6 protein-coding genes are annotated in these 26,381 nt (G+C 68.1%); 5 read left to right on the forward strand and 1 reads right to left on the reverse strand.

All coding sequences use genetic code 11. The annotated features are described in order from the left end of the window. Nucleotides 1–4: 4 nt before the first annotated feature. On the reverse strand, nt 5–17,593 hold the full coding sequence (locus tag AB0F86_RS20270; RefSeq protein ID WP_356987152.1) for a hypothetical protein: 17,589 nt from the start codon (nt 17,591–17,593) through the stop codon (nt 5–7). A 236-nt stretch (nt 17,594–17,829) separates the two neighbouring features. Here AB0F86_RS20270 and AB0F86_RS20275 point away from each other — a divergent pair, with 236 nt between their 5' ends. The 5 genes from AB0F86_RS20275 to AB0F86_RS20295 all read left to right on the forward strand — a co-directional run bounded on the left by AB0F86_RS20275 (nt 17,830) and on the right by AB0F86_RS20295 (nt 26,127). Continuing rightward, nucleotides 17,830–19,617: an Hsp70 family protein gene (locus tag AB0F86_RS20275; RefSeq protein ID WP_356987151.1), complete on the forward strand. Its 1,788-nt coding sequence runs from the start codon at nt 17,830–17,832 to the stop codon at nt 19,615–19,617. Continuing rightward, nucleotides 19,614–22,085: a LuxR C-terminal-related transcriptional regulator gene (locus AB0F86_RS20280; RefSeq protein WP_356987149.1), complete on the forward strand. Its 2,472-nt coding sequence runs from the start codon at nt 19,614–19,616 to the stop codon at nt 22,083–22,085. The genes AB0F86_RS20275 and AB0F86_RS20280 overlap by 4 nt, the downstream gene beginning before the upstream one ends. A gap of 49 nt (nt 22,086–22,134) precedes the next feature. Continuing rightward, a complete protein-coding gene (locus AB0F86_RS20285) occupies nt 22,135–23,256 on the forward strand; it encodes a hypothetical protein (RefSeq protein WP_356987147.1) in 1,122 nt (373 codons plus the stop codon). A gap of 99 nt (nt 23,257–23,355) precedes the next feature. After that, the gene (locus AB0F86_RS20290) at nt 23,356–24,717 is read left to right on the forward strand and encodes a S1 family peptidase (protein WP_356987145.1); all 1,362 of its coding nucleotides are present in this window, start codon (nt 23,356–23,358) and stop codon (nt 24,715–24,717) included. Nucleotides 24,718–24,807: 90 nt separating this feature from the next. Next, a complete protein-coding gene (locus tag AB0F86_RS20295) occupies nt 24,808–26,127 on the forward strand; it encodes a S1 family peptidase (RefSeq protein ID WP_225278288.1) in 1,320 nt (439 codons plus the stop codon). The last annotated feature ends 254 nt before the right edge of the window (nt 26,128–26,381 follow it).

The raw sequence follows: 26,381 nt of genomic DNA on the forward strand, positions 1-26,381 counted from the left end.
ATCCTCAGAGGAGGCCGCCGCCGAGGAGGCCACCGTCGTCGGCCTCCGGGGTGGTCGTGCTCGACGAGTCGCCCAGCAGGCCGGTGTCGGTCGCACCGAGGCCCGGGCCGAAGGCGCCGCCCACATCCACGCTGTCCAGGGTTTCGGTGACGCCGCCGGTGGCCGCCTCGGTGGTGTCGTAGACCCCGCCGGTCGCCGCTTCGGTGGTGTCGGACAGGCCGCCCGTCGCCGCGCCCGTGGTGTCGGAGGCGTCCGGTGCCGTGGTGGGCATCGGCGTGTAGTCGTAGCCGGGGACCGGGGCTTCGACCGCGTCGCCGACCGCCGAGCCGGCGCCGGTGAGGGTGTCGAACGGTTCGCCCGTACCGACCACCTCGGTGGGCACGTCGCCCAGGAGGCCGCCGCCGGTGAGGCCTTCCACCGCGCCGAAGCCGGTCTCCAGGCCCGAGCCGACCAGGTTTCCGTCCTCGTACGGCATGGTGTGCATGGTCGGCAGCACCTCGTCGACCAGGTCGCCGGCCACGTCGCCGCCGGGGAGGACCTCGCCCGGGTCGCCGTCGGGGAGCACTCCGCCGAGGAGTCCGCCGGTCGCGTCGTCGAGGCCGGCACCGGTCGCGTCGCCGGTGATCGCGCCGGTCACCGCGTCGAGGGGGCCGAAGCCGGTCTCCAGGCCGGTGCCCGAGGGGTTCGGTTCACCGGGTGCGATGCCGGTGAGGCCGGCGTTGTCGAAGGTGTTGCCCAGGTCGAAGCCGAGGTCGTCGTCGCTGAGGCCGGCCAGGCCCGCGGTCGAGGCCGCCGCGCCGGTGAACGCGCTGGCCGCGTTGGCCGCCGATGCCGCACCGTCCGAGGCCGCCGAGGTGGCGTTGCTGTACGGCGAGGAGTTCGTCGAACCGGTGTTCTCGTGGGTGCTGCCCGTCAGACCGTTGCTGAACAGGCCCGCCACCGCGGTCGGGTTCAGCACGTCGGTCATGCCGTTCATGACGCCGCCGACGCTGTCGACATTGCCGCCGACACCGGTGATGTCCTCGAAGTTCGAGCCGTTGATCAGGCCGTCGACCAGGTCGTTGCCGATCGGGCTCTGGTCGATCGCGGCGCCGATGCCGTTCGCGGTGATGTCCTGGAAGGCGGCGCCGTTGAGAACGTCCACCACACCGTCGTCGACGGCGTCGTTGAGGATCGGGCTCTCGTCGATCGCCGCGCCGATGCCGTTCGCGGTGATGTCCTCGAAGTTCGCGGCGCCGAGCAGGCCGCCTTCGCCGCCGAGCAGACCGGAGGCGACGCCGCCGTCGACCACATCGTTGAGGATCGGCACGTACGACTCGTCGATCGCGGCGCCGATGCCGTTGGCGGTGATGTCGTTGAACACCGCGTTACCGAGCACGCCGCCCTCGCCACCGAGCAGGCCGCTCGCCACGCCACCGTCGACCACATCGTTGAGGACGTTCGACTCATCGATCGCCGCACCGATGCCGCTGGTGGTGATGTCCTCGAAGTCGCCGCTCAGCACACCACCGGCCAGACCGGTCACATCGGCGTCGTTGGCGAGACCGCCGGCCAGCCCACCGTCACCGTTCACGAGGCCGCCGATGCCGCCGTCGTTGATGTTGTTGAGCACGTTGGACTCGTCGATCGCGGCACCGATGCCATTGGTGGTGATGTCCTCGAACACCGCGCCGTTGAGGATGCCGTCGTCCACTCCGGCCACGCCGCCGTCGACCAGATCGCCGACGCCGGTGACGTCGCCGGTGTTGGTGACACCACCGAGCAGGCCACCGTCACCGCCGCCGAGCAGGCCGCCGTTGAGGACGCCGCCCGCACCGGCCAGGCCGCCGTCACCGTTGAGGATGCCGCCCATGTCGTCGACGTTGCCGCCGATGCCGGTGATGTCCTCGACGTTCACGTTGTTGAGGATCGCGCTTTCGTCGATCGCGGCACCGATGCCGTTGATGGTGGTGTCCTCGGCGCCGCCGAACAGGCCGCCGTCACCGCCCGCTGCCAGCAGGTCGTTGCCGACGCCCGCCGCGCCGAGCAGGCCGCCGTCGCCGTTGAGGACGCCGCCCGCGCCGGCCAGTCCCCCGTCGCCGTTGAGCACGCCGCCGGTGCCGAGCAGACCGCCGTCGCCGTCGCCGGTCACCGCGCCGACGATGCCGCCGACCACGTTGCCGTTGCCGATACCGTCGCCTGCCGCCAGGTCGTTGAGGACCGAGCTCTCATCGATCGCCGCGCCGATGCCGCTGGTGGTGATGTCCTCGAAGGTGTTGCCGGACAGGATGCCGCCGTCGACCACATCGGACACGTCGTCCACCGCGGCGCCGACGCCGTTGGCGGTGATGTCTTCGAAGGTGTTGCCGTTGAAGACGCCGCCCGCGCCGGCCAGACCACCCTCGCCGTTCAGGACACCGCCTGCCACACCGGCCACACCGCCGTCGACCACGTCGTTGAGGACCGAGCTCTCGTCGATCGCGGCACCGATGCCGTTCGTGGTGATGTCGGTGAAGTCGGCGAAATCGGTGACGTCGTTGCCGCTGAGCAGACCGCCCGCACCGGCCAGGCCGCCCTCGCCGTTCAGGAGGCCGCCTGCCACGCCGGCGACATCGCCGTCGAACACGTCGTTCACGTCCACCGCGTCGGTGACATCGTGGGCGCCGATTCCGGTGAGGTCGCCGCCGACCAGGCCCTCGCCGAGAGCGCCTGCCAGCACGCCGTTGCCGAGGCCGCCGAAGTTGTTCAGCGATTCGTCGACCTGGCCGCCGATGCCCTGGATCTGCACGTCTTCCCAGTTGTCGGCGATGCCGCCGAAGTCGTCGCCGATGCCGTTCACATCGTTGAGGCCCGCACCGAAAATGTTGTTCTCGCCGCCGATATTGATGTCACCCATGTCACTCACATCCCCAATTCCAGAAAGGTCAAGGTCGCCTACCACCCCGGTCACGTCGCCGACTGCGCCGACGACTCCGGTCACATCTCCCGCGATGTCACCGAAGACGCCGGTCACATCACCACCGATATCGCCGACGTCGACCGAGCCGGTCACGTCGCCGATCGTGTTCGCCAGATCCAGATCACCGATCAGCCCGGTCGCGCCGGTGATGTCACCGACCGAGCCGGTCACATCGCCGACCACCTCGCCGACCACGCCGGTCACGCCGACGCCGGTGAGGTCACCGACCGAGCCGATCAGGTCGCCACCGACACCGGTGAAGGTGCCGGTCAGGTCGCCCGTGAAGGCGGCCACGTCACCGGCGATACCGGTGAAGTCTCCGAAGAAGGCGGTGAGGTCGCCGACCGAGCCGGTCAGGTCACCGCCGATGCCGGTCAGGTCGGCGACGAAACCGGTGACGTCGCCACCGAAACCGGTGAGGTCGCCGAAGGAGCCGGTCACGTCGCCGAACAAATCGGACAGGTTGCCGCCGATGCCGGTGAGGTCGCCCGCCACGCCGGTGAGATCGCCCGCCACGCCGGTAAGCGAGCCCGTGATGTCGCCGACCGAACCGCCGATGCCGGTGAGCGAGCCCGTGATATCGCCGACCGAACCGCCCACGCCCGCGACCGAGCCGACCAGGTCGCCGCCGACGTTCACCACGTCACCGCCGATGCCGACCACGTCGCCGAAGCTGCCGGTGATGCCCTCGACCGTGTTGTTCCAGTCGCCGGACACGTTCACCAGCTCGCTCACCACGCCGCTGCCGAAGCCGGTGATCTCGAGGGCGTTGTCGCTGATGCCGGCGATCATGGCGGACCAGTCGCCCGAGACCCCGGTCACGTCGCCGAAGACGTCGCTCACGTTCAGGTTCTCGAACGCGCCGGACAGGTCGCCGAAGGAGCCAGTGATATCGCCGATCATGTTCGACCAATCACCGAACACATTCGTGATGTCGCTGAACGAGTCGGTGATGCTCACCAGGTCGCCGACCCAGGTGACGTCACCGGTCCCGCCGCCACCTCCCCCGCCGCCATTGCCGCTGAGGATGTCGCCGATCGTGCCCGAGATGTCGTTACCGCTCAAAGGTCCGGTCATGTCGCCCACCGTGCTGGTCAGGTCACCGGCAACGCCGGTCACGTCGATGTCGGTCAGGTTGGAGATGAGGTCGTTGTCAGTGATGTCGATGAGGTCGCCCGTGGTATCGCCGTCGATCAGATCGCCGGTGATATCGCCGACGAGGTCGCCGTCGATCAGATCGCCCGTGACGTCGCCGTCGATGAGCTCGCCGGTCACGTCGCCGACGAGGCCGCCGTCGATCAGATCGCCCGTGACGTCACCGTCGATGAGGTCGCCCGTCACGTCGCCGATCGATCCGATGTTGGTGAGGTCACCGTCGATCAGGTCACCGGTCACGTCACCGATCGATCCGATGTTGGTGAGGTCACCGTCGATCAGGTCACCGGTGATGTCGCCGTCGACCAAGTCACCGGTGATATCGCCGATGGTTCCGACTTCGGTCAGGTCGCCGACGATGCCGGCGATGTTGCCGACGTCGGTGAAGTCGTTGTCGATCAGATCGCCGGTGATGTCGCCGATGCCGTTGAGGTCGCCCGCGACACCGGTCAGGTCACCTGCCACTCCCGTGAGATCCCCGACCACGCCACCGTCGATCAGGTCCCCGGTGACGTCACCGATGCCGTTGAGGTCGCCCGCCACACCGGTCAGGTCTCCTACCAAGCCCCCGTCCACGAGGTCGCCGGTAATGTCGCCGATCCCGTTCAGATCGCCTGCGACGCCGGTCAGGTCACCGACCAAGCCACCGTCGATGAGGTCGCCGGTCACGTCACCGTTGATGAGGCCGCCGGTCACGTCGTCGATGGTGCCCACGTTGGTCAGGTCGCCCACGATGCCTGCGACATTGCCCACGTTGGTGAAGTCGTTGTCGACCAGGTCGCCGGTGATGTCACCGACAGAACCGACGTCGATCAGGTCGCCGACGATGCCACCGTCTACAAGGTCGCCGGTGATGTCCCCGATGGCGCCGACGCCCGTGAGGTCTCCGGCGACGCCGGTGACATCGCCGACCAGGTTTCCGTCGATCAGATCGCCGGTCACGTCGCCGACATTGCCCACGTCGGTCAGGTCGCCTACGAGACCGCCGGTGATGTCGCCCACCGAACCGTCGACCAGATCACCCGTCACGTCACCGATGGCGCCGATGCCGGTGACGTCGCCCGCGACACCGGTCAGGTCGCCTGCGACACCGGTGAGATCACCGCCGATGTCACCGTCGACCAAGTCACCGGCAATGTCGCCGATGCCCGTGAGATCGCCTGCGACTCCGGTCAGGTCACCGACCACGCCGCCGTCCACGAGGTCACCGGTGATGTCGCCCACCGAACCGTCGACCAGATCGCCCGTCACGTCACCGATTCCGTTGAGGTCCCCGGCAACTCCCGTCAGGTCGCCGACGATGTCGCCGTCGATGAGGTCGCCGGTGATGTCACCGACCGAACCGACATCGGTCAGGTCGCTGGTGATATCGCCGATCGAACCGACGTTCGTCAGATCGCCGACCAGGCCTCCGTCGATCAGGTCGCCGGTGATGTTGCCGACGTCCGTCAGATCGCCGACGACGCCGCCATCGACCAGGTCGCCCGTGATGTCACCGACCGAACCGTCGATCAGGTCGCCCGTCACATCACCGATGGCGCCGACTCCGGTGAGGTCGCCGACCAGGCCGCCATCGACCAGGTCGCCGATCGAACCGTCGATCAGGTCGCCGGTCACGTCCCCGAGGGAGCCGTCGACGAGGTCGCCGGTGTTCGTGATGTCGCCGACCAGGCCACCGATGTCACCTGTGTTGGTGACGTCGCCGACCAGGCCGCCGATGTCGCCCGTGTTGGTGATGTCACCGTTGAGGATGCCGCCGACCAGGTCGTTGTCGGTGATGTCGCCGACAACGTCGCCGTTGACGAGACCGCCTGCGACGCCGGTGATGTCGCCGGAGTTGTCGAAGAGGTCGCTCGCCAGGCCGGCGAGGTCGAAGTTGCCGATGAGGTCGCCGGTGCCGACGTCGCCCGCGATGCCGGTGACCGCGGCGGCCAAGCCCGTGAGGCCGATCAGGTTGGCTACGTCGCCGGTGTTGGTCACGTTGCCCACGTTGTCGGCCAGGTCACCGGTGATGTCGTTGTCGGTGATGCCGCTGAGCACGTCGCCGTTCACCAGACCGTCGACGATGTCGTTGTCGGTGATGTCGCCGTTCACCACGCCACCCGCGGCACCGGTGATGTCGCTGAGCACATCCCCGTTGACCACGCCGCCGGTGACCGCGGACAGATCGTTGAGGAAGTCGCCGGTGAGGACACCGCTGTCGGTGATGTCACCGACGATGTCCCCGTTGACGATTCCGCCTGCGATGCCGGTCAGATCGCCGTCGACGAGGTCGCCGGTGATGTCGCCCGCGTCGACGATATCGCCGACCACATCGCCGTTCACGAGTCCGCCTGCGGCACCGCTGATGTCGCTGATGTTGTTGACGATGTCGCCGTTGACCAGACCGCCGGTGACGTCACCGTCGACCAGATCACCGGTCACATCCCCGATGTCCCCGTTGAGGATTCCGCCCGCGACACCGGTCAGATCACCATCGACGAGATCGCCATTGACCAGCCCTGCGGTGAGATCGCCTGCGACGCCGGTCAAGTCACCGTTGGTGATGTCGCCGTTCACGAGGCCGCCGGTGATGTCGCCGACCACGTCGCCACCCACCAAACCGCCGGTGATGTCGTTGTCGGTGATCGAACCCTCCAGGCCGCCGATATCGCCCGAGTTGTCGAAGAGATCGCCGGTTACATCCCCGTTCACCAGGCCTGCGGTGAGGTCACCCGCAACACCGGTCAGATCGCCGTTCACCAGTCCGCCGGTGATGTCACCGGTGTTCGAGACCAGCCCGCCCGCGATGCCCGTGATGTCGCCGTCGACCAGATCACCCGTCACATCGCCGTTGACGAGGCCGCCCGTCACGTCGAGCAAGTCGCCGGTGATATCGCCGTTGACCAGGCCGGCTACGAGGCCACCGTCGATGAGATCGCCGGTCACGTCCCCGTTCACCAAGCCACCGGTGACATCGCCGACCACGTCGCCGTTCACCAGGCCGGCGGTGAGATCGCCTGCGACGCCGGTCAAGTCGCCATCGACCAGATCGCCGGTGATATCGCCGACAACGTCGCCACCCACCAGGCCGCCGGTGATGTCGCCCGTGTTCGAGATCAGGCCACCCGCGACGCCGGTGATGTCGCCTGCCACACCTGAGATGTCGCCGTCGATCAGGTCGCCCGTCACGTCTCCGTTGATGAGACCGGCAAGGCCACCGTCGATGAGATCGCCGGTGACGTCTCCGTTGACCAGACCGCCGGTGACATCCCCGATCACATCGCCGTTCACGAGGCCACCGGTGATGTCGTTATCGGTGATCGAGCCGACCAAGCCACCGATGTCGCCGGAGTTGTCGATGAGATCGCCGGTGATGTCACCGACAACGTCGCCACCCACCAGGCCGCCGGTGAGGTCGCCGGTGTTCGAGATCAGGCCACCCGCGATGCCCGTGATGTCACCGGTGTTGCTGATGTCGCTGAGCACATCGCCGTTCACCAAACCGCCTGCGACGCCGGTCAAGTCACCGCCCACCACGTCGCCCACAACGTCGCCGCCGACAAGGCCTGCGGTGAGATCGCCTGCCACACCGGTCAAATCGCCGTTCACCAAACCACCCGTGATGTCACCGTCGACCAGGTCGCCCATAACATCGCCGTTGACAAGGCCCGCAGTGAGATCGCCTGCCACACCGGTCAAATCGCCCGAGTTGTCGAGCAGATCTCCCGTGATGTCTCCGTTGACGAGGCCGCCGGCGATACCTGTCAGATCGCCGTCGACCAGATCGCCGGTGAGATCGCCGTTGACAAGGCCGCCGGTCAGGTCGCCCGCCACGCCGGTGAGATCACCCGTGTTGCCGGTGATGTCACCGACGGAGCCGATGAGGCCGCCGATCTCACCGGTGTTGTCGATGAGATCGCTTGCAGCGCCAGTGAAATCGCCATCGACCAGGTCACCGGTGAGGTCGCCGTTGACAAGGCCGCCAGTGAGGTCGCCCGTGTTCGTGAGGTCGCCGACCACCCCACCGATGGCACCCGAGTTGTCGAGCAGGTCGCCGGTGATGTCACCGGTGTTGTTCACCAGGCCGCCCGCCACGCCGGTCAGATCGCCCGCGACTCCGGTGACATCGCCCGCACCGGTGATGTCACCGACCGAGCCGATGAGGCCACCGATGTCACCGCTGTTGTCGACCAGGTCGCCGGTGAGATCGCCTGCTACACCGGTGATATCGCCGTTGACCAGGCCTGCGGCGAGATCGCCGGCCACACCCGTGAGGTCGCCGTTCACCAAACCTCCTGCGACACCGGCGATATCACCGTTGTTCGTGATGTCGCTCAGGATCCCGCCGGAGTTGTCGACCAGGTCGCCCGCGACACCGGTCAGGTCACCGCTGTTGCCGGTGAGGTCCCCGATGAGCTCGCCCGTGTTGGTGATGTCGCCGACGACGCCGCCGATCGCGCCCGAGTTGTCGACCAGATCGCCGACCACGGTGCCCGAGTTGTCGAGCAGGTCGCCGGTGATGTCGCCGTTCACCAAGCCGCCCGCGATGCCTGTCAGATCTCCGCTGTTGCCGGTGATGTCACCGACCACGTCTCCGGTGTTGTTCACGAGTCCTCCTGCTAGGCCGGCGATATCGCCGTTGTTGGTGATGTCGCCTACCGAGCCGATTAGGCCTCCGATGTCACCCGAGTTGGTGATGTCACCGACCGTGCCGCCGATGTCACCCGTGTTGTCCAGCAGATCGCCCGTGAGGTCGCCGCTGTTGCCGGTGATGTCACCGACCGAACCGATCACGCCGCCGATGTCGCCGTTGTCGGTGATATCGCCGACCACGCCGGTCAGATCACCGGTATTGCCGGTGATGTCGCTGAGCACGTCGCCGTTGACGAGGCCGCCCGCCACGCCCGTCACGTCCATGAGGTCGCCGGTGATATCGCTGATGTTGCCGACGTTCGTGAGGTCGCCGACGGTGCCGTCGATCAGGTCGCCGGTCACGTCGCCATTGACCAGGCCGCCCGCCACGCCGGTCAGATCGCCGGCGACGCCGGTGAGGTCCCCGGTGTTTCCGGTGAGATCCCCCGCCACGCCGGTGAGATCCCCCGCGACTCCGGAGATGTCTCCGACGGTCCCGATGACGTCACCGGAGTTGTCGACCAGGTCGCCTGCGATGGTGCCGCTGTTGCCGATCACGTCGCCCGCGACGCCGGTCAGGTCACCGCTGTTGCCGATGTCGCCGACCGAGCCGACGAGATCGCCCGCGATTCCGCTGATATCGCCGGTGTTGACCAAGTCGCCCGCGACGCCGGTGACGATGACCGCGTTGTCGATGAGATCGCCGGTCACATCCCCGTTGACGAGGCCGCCCGCCACGCCGGTCAGATCGCCCTCGATGCCGGTCACGTCACCGTCGATCAGGTCACCGGTGATGTCGCCGCTGTTGCCGATCACATCGCCTGCGACTCCGGCAATCGTGCCGGTGTTGTCGATGAGATCGCCCGTCACATCGCCGTTGACAAGGCCCCCTGCCACTCCGGTCAGATCGCCCGCGATACCGGTCACGTCCCCGTTCACCAGGCCGCCGGTGATGTCACCGACCGTGCCGTCGATCAGATCACCCGTCACGTCTCCGTTGACGAGACCGCCCGCCACGCCGGTGATGTCACCAGCGATGCCAGTCAAATCGCCTGTATTGCCGGTGATGTCGCCGACCGAGCCGACCAGATCACCCGCCACGCCTGTGATGTCACCGGCATTGTTGACCAAGCCACCTGCGACACCGTTCACATCACCGACAGTGTTGGTCAAATCGCCTGCAACACCGCTGATGTCGCCCGAGTTGGTGAGTAGATCACCGGCGACACCGGTGATGTCGCCGACCGTGTTGGTCAGGTCGCCCGAATTGCCGGTGAGGTCGCTGAGGAGGTCGCCACCGACACCGGTCACGTTGCCGATCGAACCGACGGACCCGGTCAGGTCTCCCGCCACCCCCGTGAGGTCGCCTGCAATGCCGGTCAGGTCACCGGAGTTGCCGGTCAAATCGCCCGCGATTCCAGTCACGTCCCCGACGAGGTCGCCACCGACACCGGTCACGTCGCCGATCGAACCGACCGTCTGCGTCAGGTCGCCCGCCACACCGGTGAGATCGCCTGTGTTGCCGGTGATGTCGCTGAGTAGGTCGCCGCCGACGCCGGTGAGATCGCCTGCCACGCCGGTGATGTCGCCGATGGATCCGACGTTGCCGGTTACATCGCTGATTGTGTTGGTGAGATCGCCGGCCACGCCCGTCACGTCGCCGACGGAGCCAACGGTCTGGGTCAGATCCCCGGCGATACCGGTCACGTCGCTGATGTTGCCGACGGTCTGGATGAGATCGCCCGCGACGCCGGTCAGATCGCCCACCGTGTTGGTCACGTCGCCGACAGAGCCGACGGCGTTGGTTACGTCGCCCACGGTGTTGGTCCAATCACCGACGGATCCAACGGTTCCGGTCACATCGCCGACGGAGCCGAGGACATCGCCGGCGACACCCGTCACGTCACCGATGTTGCCGACCGTCTGCGCGAGATCGCCCGCCACTCCGGTCACGTCGCCGACCGAGCCGACGGTCTGGGTCAGATCCCCGGCGACGCCGGTGAGATCGCCGGTCATACCGGTGATGTCGCCGACGTTTTGCGTCAGATCGCCTGCCACACCCGCGATATCGCCGACCGAGCCGACTGTGTTGGTGAGGTCACCGGCCACACCGGTCAGATCACCCGCGACCCCAGAGACATCGCCGATCGACTGAGTCAGATTGCCGACCGTGTTGGTCCAATCACCAACGGAGCCAACGGTTCCGGTCACATCGCCTACCGTTTGCGTGAGGTCGCCCGCAACACCGGTCACGTCACCCACCGAGCCGACCGTATTGGTGAGATCACCCGCGACCCCGGTCACGTCGCTGATCGAACCGATTGTGTTCGTCAGATCCCCGGCGACACCGGTGAGGTCACCCGCGATGCCCGTGACATCGCTGATGTTGCCGACCGTCTGCGTCAGGTCCCCGGCCACTCCGGTCAGATCACCCGCCACTCCGGTGATGTCACCGACGCTGCCGACGGTCTGGGTCAGATCGCCCGCCACTCCGGTCAGGTCACCTGCTACGCCGCTCACGTCACCGACCGAGCCGACGACGTCGCCGGCGACTCCGGTCACATCGCTGATGGAACCGACCGTCTGCGTCAGGTCGCCCGCCACACCGGACACATCACCCACGGAGCCGACGATGTCGCCCGCGACGCCCGTCACGTCGCTGATGGATCCGACGGTGTTGGTGAGATCGCCCGCCACTCCAGTCAGGTCTCCCGTGACCCCGCTGATGTCGCCGACCGACTGAGTGAGGTCGCCCGCTACGCCCGTCACGTCGCCCACGGACTGGGTGAGGTTGCCGACCGTGTTCGTCCAATCACCCACGGAGCCAACAGTGTTGGTGAGGTCACCCGCGACACCGGTGACGTCGCCGACCGAACCGACCACGCTGCCCACATCCCCTGCGACACCGGTTACCGAGTTGGTCAGATCGCCGGCGACACCGGTCACGTCGCTGATGTTGCCTACGGTGTTGGTCAGATCGCCCGCTACGCCGCTCACGTCGCCGACTGAGCCGATCAGGTCGCCACCGACACCTGTCAGGTCGCCGACGGAGCCGACGATGTTGGTGAGGTCACCGGCCACACCGGTCAAGTCGCCTACGGTGTTGGTCCAGTCGCCGACGGAGCCCACGGTGCCGCTCACATCGCCGATCGTGTTCGTCAGGTCGCCCGCGACACCGGACACATCACCTGCGATGCCGGTCAGATCGCCAATCGTGTTGGTGAGGTCCCCCGCGACACCGGTGACGTCGCCGATAGAACCGACCGTCTGCGTCAGGTCGCCTGCCACACCGGTCAGATCGCCTGCGACCCCCGACACGTCTCCGGCCACACCGGTCAGATCGCCGACCGTGCTGGTGAGATCGCCGACCGAGCCGACAGTGTTGGTGAGGTCCCCTGCCACGCCGGTCACGTCTCCGGCGATTCCACTTACGTCGCCCACGGTCTGAGTCAGATCGCCCGCCACGCCGGACACATCGCCCGCAACGCCGCTCACGTCGCCCACGGTCTGGGTGAGGTCGCCGGCGACTCCGCTCACGTCGCCGATGCTCTGAGTGAGGTCACCTGCAACGCCGGTCACATCGCCGACCACGCTGCCCGCGATGCCGGTGACATCACCGACTGTATTGGTCCAATCGCCAACCGAGCCAACGGTGTTGGTCAGGTCGCCGGCCACACCGGTCACGTCGCCGACGGAGTTGGTGAGATCGCCTGCCACGCCGGTCAGGTCGCCGACGGAACCGACGGTGTTGGTGAGGTCACCTGCTACGCCGCTGATGTCGCCGATCGAGCCGACCAGGTCACCCGCCACACCGGTCACGTCACCGACGGTGTTCGTCCAGTCGCCGACCGAGCCGACGGTATTGGTGAGATCGCCCGCGACACCGGTCAGGTCGCCTGCCACACCTGATACATCGCTGATCGAGTTGGTGAGATCCCCTGCGATGCCGGAGACGTCGCCGACCGTGTTGGTCACTTCACCGACCGAACCGGCGATACCGGAGATATCGCCGGCGACTCCCGTCACGTCGCCGACGGACTGGGTGAGATCGCCTGCCACACCCGTGATGTCGCCGACCGAATTCGTCAGGTCACCCGCGACGCCCGACACGTCACCGACAGTTTGGGTCAAGTCGCCCGCCACACCCGTGACGTCGCCGACGGAGCCGACCGTACCGGTCACGTCGCTGAGCAGGTCACCGCCGATGCCGGTGATGTCACCGACGGTGTTCGTCGAATCACCCACTGAGGCAATGGTGTTCGTAAGATCGCCTGCAACACCCGAGATATCGCCGGCCATACCGGTCACATCACCGACGGTCGAAGTGAGATCGCCTGCTACACCGGAGATATCGCCGACCGTGTTGGTGACGTCGCTGATGGAGCCGACGGTGCCGAGGATGTTGCCGCCGACGCCGGTTACGTCGCCGATGTCGCCCGTGATGCCCGAGACGTCGCCGACCGTCTGCGTCACGTCGCCCACCGAACCGACTACATCGCCCGCGACTCCGGTTATGTCGCCCGAGTTGCCGAGTACGTCGCCTGCTACACCGGTCAGGTCTCCGACCGAGCCCACGGTGTTGGTGAGGTCACCCGCGATACCGGTGAAGTCGCCGGCCACCCCGGTGAGGTCACCTGCCACTCCGGACAGATCGCCTGCCACACCGCTCACGTCGCCGATCGACTGAGTGAGATCGCCTGCAACGCCGGTGAAATCGTTCGCGACGTCGCCGATCGAGCCGACCGTGTTGGTGAGGTCGCCCGCCACACCCGTTACGTCGCCCGCGACGCCGGACAGGTTGTTCGCCACATCGCCGACAGAGCCGACCGTATTCGTCAGGTCGCCGGCAACACCGCTCACGTCACCAGCGACGCCGGTCAGATCGCCCGCGACGCCGGTCAGATCGCCGGCTACACCGGTGACCTCGCTGATCGAACCGACTGTGTTGGTGAGGTCCCCTGCCACGCCGGTCAGGTCGCCGACCGAACCGATGTCGGTGATGTCGCCGACGGAGCCGATGGTGTTGGTCAAGTCGCCCGCGACCCCGCTCACGTCCCCTGCGATGCCGCTCACGTCCCCTGCGATGCCGGTCAAATCCCCGGCAACGCCGGTCAGATCGCCCGCTACCCCGGTGACCTCGCTGATCGAGCCGACGTCGGTGATGTCACCGATGGAGCCGATGGTGTTGGTCAAGTCGCCCCCGACTGAAGCGACGTCGCCCACCACGTTCGTCACGTCGCCGACGGAACCGACGGTGTTGGTGAGGTCGCCTGCCACACCGGTCAGGTCGCCGATCGAACCGATGCCGGTGAGGTCGCCTACGGAGCCGACGTTGGTGAGGTCCCCGGTGATTCCGGTGAGGTCGCCACCGACGGTGTGGGTCAGGTCGCCCGCGACTCCTGTGAAGTCGCCTGCGATGCCAGTGAGATCGCCGACCGATCCGATGGTGTTGGTCAGGTCACCGCCGACGCTGCCGATGTCGCCGACGCTCTGGGTCAGGTCGCCGCCGACGCTGCCGATGTCGCCGACGGTTTGGGTCACGTCGCCCGCGACGCCGCTCACGTCGCCTGCAATGCCGGTTACGTCGCCGATCGAGCCGATCACATCACCACCGACCACGTCGCCGACGGAACCGATATCGCCCGCCACGCCGGTCACATCCCCGGCTACGCCGGACACGTCGCTGACGGAACCGACGAGATCGCCTGCGACACCGGTGATGTCGCCGACGGAACCAACGGTGTTCGTCACGTCGCCGAAAGTGTTGGTGAGGTCGCCCGCTACGCCGGACACATCGCCGACCACATCGCCGCCGACGACATCGCCGACCACATTGCTCACCGATCCGATATCGCCCGCGGTACCGATGACATCGCCGGCCACGCCGGTTACGTCGCCCGCGACACCGCTCACGTCGCCGGCGATACCGGAAACATCACCGACCGAGCCGATCACGTCTCCGGCGACACCGGAGACGTCACCACCGACGAGATCGCCCGCTACGCCGGTGATGTCGCCGACGGAACCAACCGTGTTGGTCACATCGCCGAAGGTGTTGGTGAGGTCGCCCGCTACGCCCGTGACCTCGCCGACCGAACCCGCGATGCCGGTGACGTCGCCGACGGAGCCGAGGACGTCGCCGCCGACCGAACCCACATCGCCGACCACGTTGCTGACGGAACCGATGTCGCCTGCCGTGCCGATCAGGTCGCCGGCGACACCGGTCACGTCGCTTACGGAGCCGACCGTGTTTGTGAGATCGCCTGCGACGCCGGTGACTTCGCTGATCGAACCGAGGTCTCCGCCGACGCCGGTCAGGTCGCCGACCGTGCTGGTCACGTCGCTGATCGAGCCGGCTTCGCTGATCGTATTGGTCAGATCGCCTGCCACGCCGGATACGTCGCCGATCGAGCCGAGGTCACCACCGACCGCTGTCAGGTCACCGACCGTGTTGGTCACGGCGCCGAGGTCGCCGCCGACCGCGGTGAGGTCGCCGACGGTGTTCGTGAGGTCGCCCGCTACGCCGGAGATGTCGCCGACGGAGGCGAGATCGCCTGCTACACCGGCGAAGTCGCCCGCGATGCCGGTTACCTCGCCGTCCGAACCGGCGATTCCGGTGAGGTCGCCCATCGACTGGGTCACGTTGCCGATGCCGCCCTCGAGAACGTCACCGACGGAACCGATGTCGCCGACCGAACCGAGCACATCGCCGCCGATGACAGAGCCGGCCACATCGGTCACGTCACCCACGGAAACGACGGAGCCGAGGACGTCGCCATCGACCACGTCGTTGACGACATTGCTCACATCGCCGCCCACATCGGTCACGTCGCCGCCGATCACGTTGCCGACATCCCCGCCGACCACGTCACCGACCACAGTGCTCACATCGCCGATGGAACCCACATCCCCACCGACACTTCCGATGTCGGACAGCACATCACCCACAGACCCGCCGATCCCGGTGACATCACCGATGTTCTGGGTGACGTCGCCGACAGAGCCGACCACGCTGCCGATATTGCCCACCTCGGTGAGATCTCCGACCACGTTGCTCACGTTGCCGACCCCACCGACAACCTCACTCACATCACCGGTCGACCCGATGTCACCCACAACCGACCCGACAACATTGCTCACATCACCCATAGAGCCCGCCCCGTTCAACACATCCCCCACCGTGTTGGTCACCTCGCCGACCGAGCCCACCTCGTTCAGCACCTCCGACACCGACCCCACATTCGTGACATCCCCGATCACGTCACCCACAGACCCGGCCCCGTTGAGCACATTGCTCAGGTTCTGGTCGCCCACAACCTGATTCACCACATTGGTCACATCGCCGATCGAGCCGGCGCCGTTGAGCACGCCGCCGACCACATCACCGGTATTCGTCACATCACCGAGCACATCTCCGACGGATCCGACATCGGTGACCACATTCCCCACCACATTGCTCACATCACCCACGGAACCGATTCCGCTGATATCCCCGGCGGATCCGATCACGTCACCCACATTCCCCACATTGTTGAGCGCGGAAACGAAATTGCCGATGGCCAGCTCCTCGAGCACATGACCCACATCGCCGATATCACTGAAATCGTTGAAGATATTGCTGATCGGGCTGATTCCGTTGAGGACGCCGCTCACGCCGCCGAGGGAACCGGATACCACCGTGACGGGGGCGCTGAGGTTGCCGAGGTAGGCGTCGCCGATCTGCACGGCGTTGAAGGCGTCGGTCATTTCGGTCGCGATCTGGGCAGCTTGGTTGAGCGCGTTGATACCGGTGATGTCACCGAGAGTGCTGCCGTTGGCGATATCGCCGATGTTCGCACCGCTGACCAGGTTGGTGACATCACCAACCGTGTTGCCGCTCAGCAGATCTCCGACGTTGGCACCGCTGATGAGGTTGGTGACGTCGCCGATCGTGTTGCCGCCGCCGATCACATCGCCGATTCCGGTGATGTCGCCGAGGTTTCCGACGGTGTTGGTCACGTCGCCGAGACCGCTGATGTCGCCGACCGAGTTGGTCAGGTTGCCCACGTCGTTGAGCGTGTCACCGAGGCTGCCGATATTGCTCAGGGTGTCGCCGAGATTGCCGACATTACTCAGCACGTCGCCCACGTTGCCGACATTCGCGATATCACCGAGATTCACGCCGCCCAGATTTGTCCCGTTGAGCACGTTGCTGAGCGGATTACCGTTGAGCACATTGCTCACGGGATTGTTGAGCACATCGCCGGTGAGAATGTCGGGGCTGAAAATCTCGTTGTCCCCGTTGCCCTGATTGTTCGTCGTGTTGCCACTGTTGGTGTTGGTGGTATTGCCACTGTTGTTGTTGGTGGTATTACCGCCGGTACCTCCACCAGGTCCCCCGGGCCCTCCGGGCCCACCGGGACCACCGCCGGGTCCTCCGGGCCCACCCGGCCCACCGGGACCACCGGGCCGGCCGCCCCCACCACCGCCGCCGGGCCCACCGGGCCCACCACCGCCGGGCCCACCGTTCCCGCCACCGCCGTTACCCCCACGGCCACCGCCTCCACCGGGCCCGAACCCACCCTGCCCCGGCCCGAACCAACGCCCCGGCCCGAAGAACATCGACGGCCCGGCGCCGGCACCGTAGAACCCGGCACCATGACCACCACCCCCGAACCCATGACCTCCCCCGCCGCACCCGACGATGCCTCGCAACGGCGCACTCCCCGCATCGCACACGCCGCGCGCCACCATCGGCGCGCAGGCCGCGATGTATTCGGGAGTCGCGCACAGCTGCGCCTCCTCGATGACCTTGTCCGGCGCGTTGCAGTACGCCGCCGCGGCCTTAGGATCGCGCAGCAAATCGAGAATGAACTGCAGGATCGCGTTCTCCAAGGGTGTGGTCATCGGAATCAGCTCCTCCGGGATCGGCAAGATGTTTCGAAGCTATGGCCGAGGGGCACCCCCTCGTAACGGGGCAAATCCCTATTCGTCGCATGGGGTGCCCGTTAGGGGATCGAGGGCCGTTAGGGGATCGGCCCCGTTATAGGCCTGTTCGCCGGTAACAGCAGACCGTCAGCAACCGACAATCGGGATAGCTCTCTCGATGATTTCCGTCGCTCACGTATCTGCAGAGGTTCCCCATGACAGACCGTCTCGCGCTCGGCGTCACCGTCGGTGCATCCCGTTCAGTTGCCGTAGCGACGGCGATCGACGGTGGTGAACCGATCGCGGTCGTTCGGCGACCCAGTGCAGTAGAAGTAGCCACGGCCGGTCCGGCGGTGGTGATCGAGGGCTTCCTGGCGCGGGTCGGCGATCCGGTGCGGATGCTCGCCGAGGACGGTTCGTCGCATGTCGCGGCCGATCTGGTGGCCGCAGCGACCACGCAGCTGATCGACGAGGTCCGCGACCGGGTCGAGGGCGAGCCGACGGTGGTGTCCTGCCACCCCGGTTGGTGGACGGATGACCAAGTGCAGGCGGTGCGTTCGTCTCTCGACAACGCGGGCGCCCACGCGGTCGTCCTCGTCCCGGAACCGGTCGCGGTGGTCCGCCGCTACGAGGTCGAGCGCGGACTGTTCGACGAAGGCGCGCTGGTGGTCTACGACCTCGGCGCGAGCGGCCTGACCGTCTCGGTGGTCCGCACCGGGGAGCAGTCGGGCCTGCTGGCCACCCCGCTGCACGACACCGAGATCGCCGGCTCGGAATTCGATTTGCTGACAATGCGCTACGTGCTGTCGCACGCGCTAGGTGACCGGGAATTCGACCCGTTCGATCCGGCCGTGGAAACCGAACTCGCGGCCCTGCGCGAACGCGCACGCCTCGCCAAAGAAGAACTGTCACTCGACACCGCGACGGTGGTGGAGGTCGGCGCCCTCGGCGAGGCCGCGACCGTTCGTCTCGTCCGCCACGAACTCGAGGACCTGCTGCGCGGGTCGGTGCAGGATTCGCTCACCCTGGTGCGCGAGGCCGTCGAACGCGCCGGCGTCCGGCTCGGCGACATCACCGCCGTCCTGCTGACCGGCGGCGGCGCGCAGATGCCACTGGTCGCGGAATTGGTGTCCGCGGAGTTCGCGCTGCCCGTCGTCGCGTGCGCCGACCCGGCCACCGCGAGCGCGGCGGGCGCGGCCGAGCTGGCCGCGGATCTGCGGGCGGCGGAATCCACTCCGCTCGTCCTTCCTCTCGAGGAGTTCGACGAGCCGACGGACATCGCCCCGGTCTCACTCGCGAAAGCCCTGCCCGTCGTCGACGAAGCCCCGGAGAAGAAGGTCGTCTCCGGCAAGCGCCTGGCGGTCGTCGGCGCGGCAGTCGCCGTCTTCGGCGCGCTCACCGCGGGAACTCTGGCCATGTCACCCCAGTTCGCGACGCCGAGCAAGCCCGACGCGTCCACCGTGAACCCGACCGAGAATGCGCCGAAGAACAGCGGCCCCGGACAGGCGGTCGCACCGATCGCCACGTTCGACGCCGACGGCAAGCCGGTGGTCGGAACGCCGACCGTCGACGCGAACGGTAAGCCGGTCCCGGGCGCTCCCCTGCTCGACTCGACGGGTCAGCCGATCCCCGGCACCGTCACCCCGGCCGCACCGGTGAACTCCGCCGGCGGGACACCACAGCCGGGCGGCACCGCCCAGTCCCCGGCGACTCAGCAGCAGGTCCAGTCCGGCGGCGGAGCACCTGCCCCGCAGCAACCCGCACCGCAACAGCCCGCGCCCCAACAGCCGGCCCCACAGCAACCGGCACCCCAGCAGCCCGCGCCCCAACAGCCCGCCCCACAGCAACCGGCGCCCTACACCCCGCCGGTCCCCCAGGCTCCGAATGTGCCGAATGTCGGCGCCGTACCCGGCCAAGTGCTCGACGGCGCGGGCGAGGTGGTCGATGGGACCGTCGGCGGCGTCACGAAACTCCCCGGTGAACTACTCGGAGGCGGCAATTGAGCCCCATCGCGCTCGACACAGTCCCGCACGCCCGTGAGATTCTGCGAGCCGTAGACACTCCTGACGACCAGCCGGTGGTGCTGTTGCTGTCGGGTCGCTCCGGTACCGGCAAGTCGGTGTTGCTCGACGCTGTGCGCCGTCGGCTGCGCGGCCGGGGCGTCGCCGTGATCGGCCGGGCCCCCGAGCCCACCGACGACGGGGCCGTCGTGATCGCCGACGACCTGCACGACATGACCCCCGCCCAGCTCGATGTCCTGCGCACCGAGGTGGAATCGGGCGCCCGCTCCCTGATCTGCGCCACCCAGCCACGCCCCCAGCATCCCGAACTGCGCGCCCTGTGCGACGCGATCGGCAGGCAGGGCCGCCTGATCGAGATCCGCGCACTCGGTTGCGGTGAGATCGGTTCCTTCGCCCGCGAACTCGGGGTGTCGGTGCCGCGCCCGCTGGTCAACCACATCCACACCAGGACCGCGGGCATCCACGGCGGTGTCGTCGCGGCCCTGCGGGCGGCGGGTCAGGCCAAGCTCGACGCGGGCCTGCCTGCCGTCGACGCGGCCCTGTCCGCTTGGGCCCGTGCGCAATTGGCGGCTTTCGATCCCCCGCTGCTCGACACCCTCGTCGTCGCGGCGACCGGAACCGGCCTCGACGCCGGTGAGCTCGCCGAGGTGCTCGGGGTGGAATTGCCTGTCGCCCATGACCTGCTGGATCGGGCGCGGGCGAGCGCGCTGGTCACCGATGCCGACCTGTTGCTGAGCGCGGCCGTACCGCAACTGCGGCTGCTGCTCGGCGATCGCCGCTTCGTCGCGGTGCAGCGCAGGCTCCTCGACACCCGGCTCGAGGCGGGCCTGCTGCGCGACCACACCGGCCTGCTGCTGGCCGAGTCCGGTGTGCGCGACCATCGCCTCGCCGAATTCCTCTGCGCGGCAGCCCGACAGCAGCGTCCCGATGCCGCCCGCTACTACGCGGCAGCCGTCGCGGCGGGCACCGATCCGCGCCGCGTCACCCTCGCCTGGGCCGAAGCCGCCGCGAAGGCAGGCGACGACGACACCGCCCTGCGCCTAGCCGAACCCCTGCTCGACGGCGCCGGTGTCGACACCGCCGAACTCGCGGCCGCCGTCCGCGTCTGCGCGAGCGTGCTCACCCGGCGCGGCCTGGTCAGCCGGGCCGCCGCCCTCTACCGCTGGCTCGGCCCGAACCGGGTCGGTGCCGACTGGGCGATCGCGGCGACCGTGCACGCCCTGGCCGGTGACAGCGCCGCCGCCGCGGAGGCCGCGGCCGACGCCGAACACTGGCCGCCCACCCAGGCGGGTGCCGGTGCCCGGCTGATCGCGAACGCCCTGCTCACCTCCCTCGACCCACACGGCGCGGCCACCGCGGCCGCGATCTCGGCGCTGGTCCAGGCCGCGCGGACCAACGGAACCGGCACCACCCCGTGCAGCGCGGTGACCGTCGGCGCCCTGCTGAGTCTGAGCGCGGGCGAACCACGCCGCGCCGACGACGCGATCCGCGCCGCCGACGGCGAAGGCAAACAGCTCGGGGTGCTCACGGCCTGGACCGCGCTGCGCATCGGTGACGAATGCAAGGCCGCCGAGACCATGACCGGCATCGATATCGCGTCCCTCGCCCCACGCGATCGCTTGCTCGCGCACGCCCTGGCGGTCGGCCTGGCCCGCCGCAGCGGTGACGCGCAGGCATTGCACGCCGCGTGGACCGCCGCCTTCCCGCTGTTCGACGAGGTCGACGTCGACCTGCTGAGCTTGCTCCCGATCGGCGAATTGTGGTTGGCCGGAATCCAATTGCGCGACGAGGGCCGCATCCAGCCCCTCGTCGAGGCCGCCACCGCACTGCTGCGCCGCCTCGGGCGCGCACCCGCCTGGACCAACGCCTTCCACTGGTACGGGGTGCAGGCGGCGATCGCCAAGTCCTCGCCCCAGCAGTTGCTGCCGCACGCGCACGCACTGAAGAACGCCGCCGCCGACGGCGACCCGCACGCCGCCGTCCTGGCCGACGCGGGCCGCACCTGGTTGCTCGTGCTGCGCGGTCAGGTCGACCTGCCCGCCGTGCACAGCGCGGTCCTCGCCCTCGCCCACCAGGGCCACACCTTCGACGGCGCCCGCCTCGCCGGCGACACCGCGCGCGTGATCGACGATCCCACCGCCGCCAGCGCCCTGCTGAAGCTGGCCCGTTCGGTGCGCATCCCCGCCCGGCTCGAGGCGCCCAAGAACGGCGACGAGACCTCGGCACCGCAGCCCGCGATCGAGCAGCGCGCGCTGAGCGACCGTGAACGCGAGGTCGCCGAGCTGGTGCTACTCGGTCTCACCTACCGGGAGATCGGCGCCCGGCTGTACATTTCCGCCAAGACCGTGGAGCATCACGTGGCGCGTATCCGACGCCGGATAGGCGCACGTTCACGATCGGAATTATTGTCGATGCTGCGCGCGATGGGACACGGCTCACTCCTGGTGTGACCGCCGGACTCGCCGCCCAACACCACGGACGTCGAAGCGAGGTAACCGGATGGCCACTGGAGTCGGCTTGCGTATCGCCGACGACGAGTGTGTCGCCGCGGTGGTCACCGACGACGGGGCGAAGCATTTCGTCGAGCGGTCGTCGGTACTGCACATGTCCGACGACGGTGACGCGGCCCTCGGCGACGCACCGCTGTCCGGGCACGCGCACGCGATCTCCGGTTTCGTCCGCGCGATCGGCGATCCGGCCGGCGTCGATGTCGACGGCGGCGAGGCCTATCGGGCCGAGGATCTGCTGGCCACGGCCATGTTCTGCCTCATCGATCTCACCACCGAGCATCTGAGCGGCCCGGCCGAGTTCTACGCCACGCATCCGGCACAGTGGTCGCCGGAGGTGGTGCGCGGCGTCCGTGAGGCACTGGACTATCTGGGTCTGAAATCGGTGGCATTGCTCGGCGAGGACGAGCTGCCCCAGCCCGCCGAGGGCGCCGATCCGGGCAAGGCGTTCGCGTCGTCGGCCGCCGAGGCCGCGCTGGTCGCGGTGCTCGCGACCCCGGCCGGTGCGACACCGCCCGATCCGATCGTCACCGAGAACTCTTTGGTGAAGACCGATGTGATGCCCGCCGTCGAACCGCCGGTCGTGGTCGCGCAGGCGTACTCGGCGGCGTTTCCGGTGCAACACCCGACCAAGGCGATGGCCGTCTCGGTGCCACCGCCCGCCCCTGCCCCTGCCCCTACACCGGCGCCTGCTCGGACCAAGACGCCGCTGTTGATCGCCGGGGCCGCGCTGATCGGCCTGGTGCTCGGTGGCATCGCGGTGTCGGTGCTGCTGCGTGGCACCGAGCCGACCGAGCCGCCGACCATCTCGGACGCGCACTCGGAAACGACCCAGCAACCGGCTCCCACTCCCGTGCTCGCTCCGCCGCCGCCGGAGACGACCACCGAGGAACCGGTCGTCACGACCACCCCGGAACCGACGACCACCACCGAAGAGCCGACCACCACCGAGGCTCCGACCACAACCACGCCGGCACCGACGACCACCACGCCGACGACGCCCGGTCGCACCACGACCACCCGGCCGTTCCCGTTCCAGCCCCGCGAGCCCGGCGAGCTACCGCCGCCGCTCGAGATCCCCGGCTGGCGCAAAACCGAAGCTGGTAGCGGGTAACCGCACCCCATCGCCGGGCGTGCCTTAGAGTGATGCGCTGACCGACATACCCGCCGCCGGCGGTGGTCTCGGTCACTCGTTCGGTGACGAAGGGATTTCATGCGCAAGTTGGTGGCGCGTCGCGCCGCGGTCAAGGCAGCCTCCGCCGGGTTCGCCGCGACCGTTCTTCTCGCCCCTCTGCTCGGCTCCGGTGTCGCTAGCGCGCAACCCGCTGCACCGCAGCAGCTTTCGGCTGACGCCCTACCCGCCGAACTGGTGACAGCCATCTCGCGCGATCTGGGCATGACTCCGAACGAATACCTCGACCGCGCCGCGCGCGCCCAGGAGCTGCGCGCCTACGCCGCCGACTTCCGCGCCGAGAACCCCGACACCTTCGCCGGTGCCTGGCTCACGCCCGAGGGCAAAGCCGTTGTCGCGGTGACCGATGCCGAGACCGGCCGCCTCGCCGCCGCCGACGGCTACCAGACCCACCTCGCGCCCATCTCGGCCAGCGGCCTGGAAGGCGCTCTGCTGCAACTGAGTCAGTGGATCTCGAGCCTGCCGCGCGAGATCTCCGCGCCGATCAGCTCGATCGCCATCGACGTGCTCAACAGCCAGATCGTTTTGAGCGTCGCCAATTCCAGCACCGGCCATCTGCTGAACCTGCCGACCCTGATCGCCACCATCAAGGTGGTCATCACGCCGGGCGGCGGTGGCGAGGTGGTGAACCGGCCGATGGGTGGCGACACCTACATCACCGCCGCCAAGGACCTGCACGATGCCGACCTGCGCGGTGTCGACGTGTGCTCGTTCGGTTTCAACAGCACCGACGCGGCGGGCAACGCGCTGAACATCTCTGCGGGCCACTGCAATCCGAATGTCGACCACGGCACGCCCGCCAAGGTGTACGTGCCGAACGTGCGCGACATCCCCAACAGTCCCGAGGTCGGTCAGTTCGCCATGTCCGTGCTCGGCGGACCGGGCGCGCTGGACTACTCCGTCATCAAGCTCAACGAGCGTGCGGTGAACGCGGGCATGGACCAGGCCCGGGTGCGTGGCGCCAACGGCACCACCCTCGCCATCACCGGCACCGCCGATCCGGTGACCGGTGCGCCGGTCTGCAAAACTGGTCAGTCGTCCACCTTCACCTGTGGTTTCGTCTCGGCCGATCACGTGGAAACCCAGCTGTTCACCGCCGAGGGCATCAGCAAGACGATCCGTGGTTTCGCCACCAGCGCCTGCACCCTCGGTGGTGACAGCGGCGGCGCGATCGTGTCGGGCACCCTCGCGCTCGGCATCACCAGCGGCTCCAATGCCGCCGAGGCACCCAACTGCACCGAGGCCAACACCCAGCTCGCGCCCTTCGGTGGCACCGCCACCCTCGGAGTGCCGATCCGGCCGATCCTGGCCGATATCGAGGCCAATTCCAGTGGCGGTCTCGGCAGCGGAATCATGGTGCGTACCAACCCCAACGCGGGTTAGTACCGGACGAATCACCGAACGGACCGGGTGAGTGAAATCTCTTGCCCGGTCCGAGTAGGCATAACCGGTCCGAGCCCATATAGTTCGATCATGCTCCTGCCACGTATGGGTCGCGCCCCCCTCGCACGAAGCTCGAGACGAGCTCGCAAGTCCGTGATCGCCGCTTCGGCGGCGATTCTGCTGTTCGGCCCCACGATGGCAGTGGCCGACGCCGAACCCGCGGTCGATCTGCCTGCCCAGCTGATCGAGGCCGTGAGCCGTGACCTGAAGCTTTCCCCGCAGGAATACCTGCGCCGTGCCGACGAGGCCCAGCAGGTCGCCGCGTTCGCCACCACCGCCCAGCGTCAGTTCCCGCAGGTGTTCGCCGGCTCCTGGCTCAACGACCAGGGCAACGCCGTTGTCGCGCTGTCCCAGGGCCCCGGTGCCGACGAAGCCCGTGCCGCCGCCGAATCGGCCGGTTTCGAGGTCCGCAACGTCGCCAAGAGCGAATCCATGCTGCGCGGTGAGAAGACCGCGTTCGAGAACTGGCTGGCCGCCGCGCCGCCGGAGATCGCCAACCTGGTGCGTGGCGTCGTCATCGACACCGTGAACAACGCGATCGCCGTGCGCGTCGAGCAGGCCGGGCTGCCGCTGCCCAGCTTCATCGACCCGGCCCGCGTCGTCGTCACCGCGCCGCCCGTGGCCGGTGAGAAGGTCGACCTGGAAGCCACTCCCGTGGCGGGCAACGGCACCGGCCCGATCGCCGGTGGCGAGGGCTACGCCGCCATCGCGGGCAACAGCTCGCTGCGCTGCTCGTTCGGCTTCAACGGCACCGACCGCTCCGGCAACGTCGTGAACATCTCCGCGGGCCACTGCAACCCCGACCTCGAGTCGGCGGGCACCGGTTCCGCCGCCGCCGTCTACGAGATGAACGGTGACCGCGCGGGCGCCCAGCTCGGCACCTTCCAGAAGTCCATCCTCGGCGAGCAGGACTACTCGATCATCCGCGTGAACGACAACGCGCGCGCCCGCTTCGAGAACAACCTCGTCACCGTCCCCGGCGCGGCACCCATCGCCGTCGACGGCGTCGGTGTGCCCGTCGTCGGCGCCCCCGTGTGCAAGTCGGGTTCGCGGACCGGGTTCAGCTGCGGCATCGTCAACGGTGTCGACCAGACCGTGCAGGTCGGCGATCGCCAGCTCACCCAGAGCTTCTCCGCCAACATCTGCGCGCTGCCCGGCGATTCCGGCGGTGCGATCGTCACCGGCCGCATGGCCCTCGGCATCTCCAGCGCCTCGTCGGTCGCCGACTACCCGATCTGCGAAATCCCCAACATCATCGGCGCCATCACCGGCGACACCCCCCAGCTCTTCGCACAGCCGCTGAGCGTGGTCCTGTCGGACAACCCCGGCCTGGCGGTTCGCACGAACTGATGCCCTGGCGGGCAGTGAGCATGCCCTGAACGACGGTGGAGGCCGGTAGCGCTAGAGCTACCGGCCTTTGCCGTTTCTGGGGGCCGCTGTGTGGCGGGGTTCCAGCCGTGTGGAACTGCCTTGGTGTTTTGTGCACCACGGGGGTATTGGGCTGTATTTTTGGAGCGCTGGCGCGCTCGAGCGCGGCCCCTGGAGGGCCGCGGGGGGGGGGGCGCGGGGGGGGCGGGGGCGCGGGGCCCCCCCGGCGCCAAATA

It is taken from the genome of Nocardia sp. NPDC023733 (assembly GCF_040639775.1).
Classification (GTDB): Bacteria; Actinomycetota; Actinomycetes; order Mycobacteriales; family Mycobacteriaceae; genus Nocardia; species Nocardia rosealba.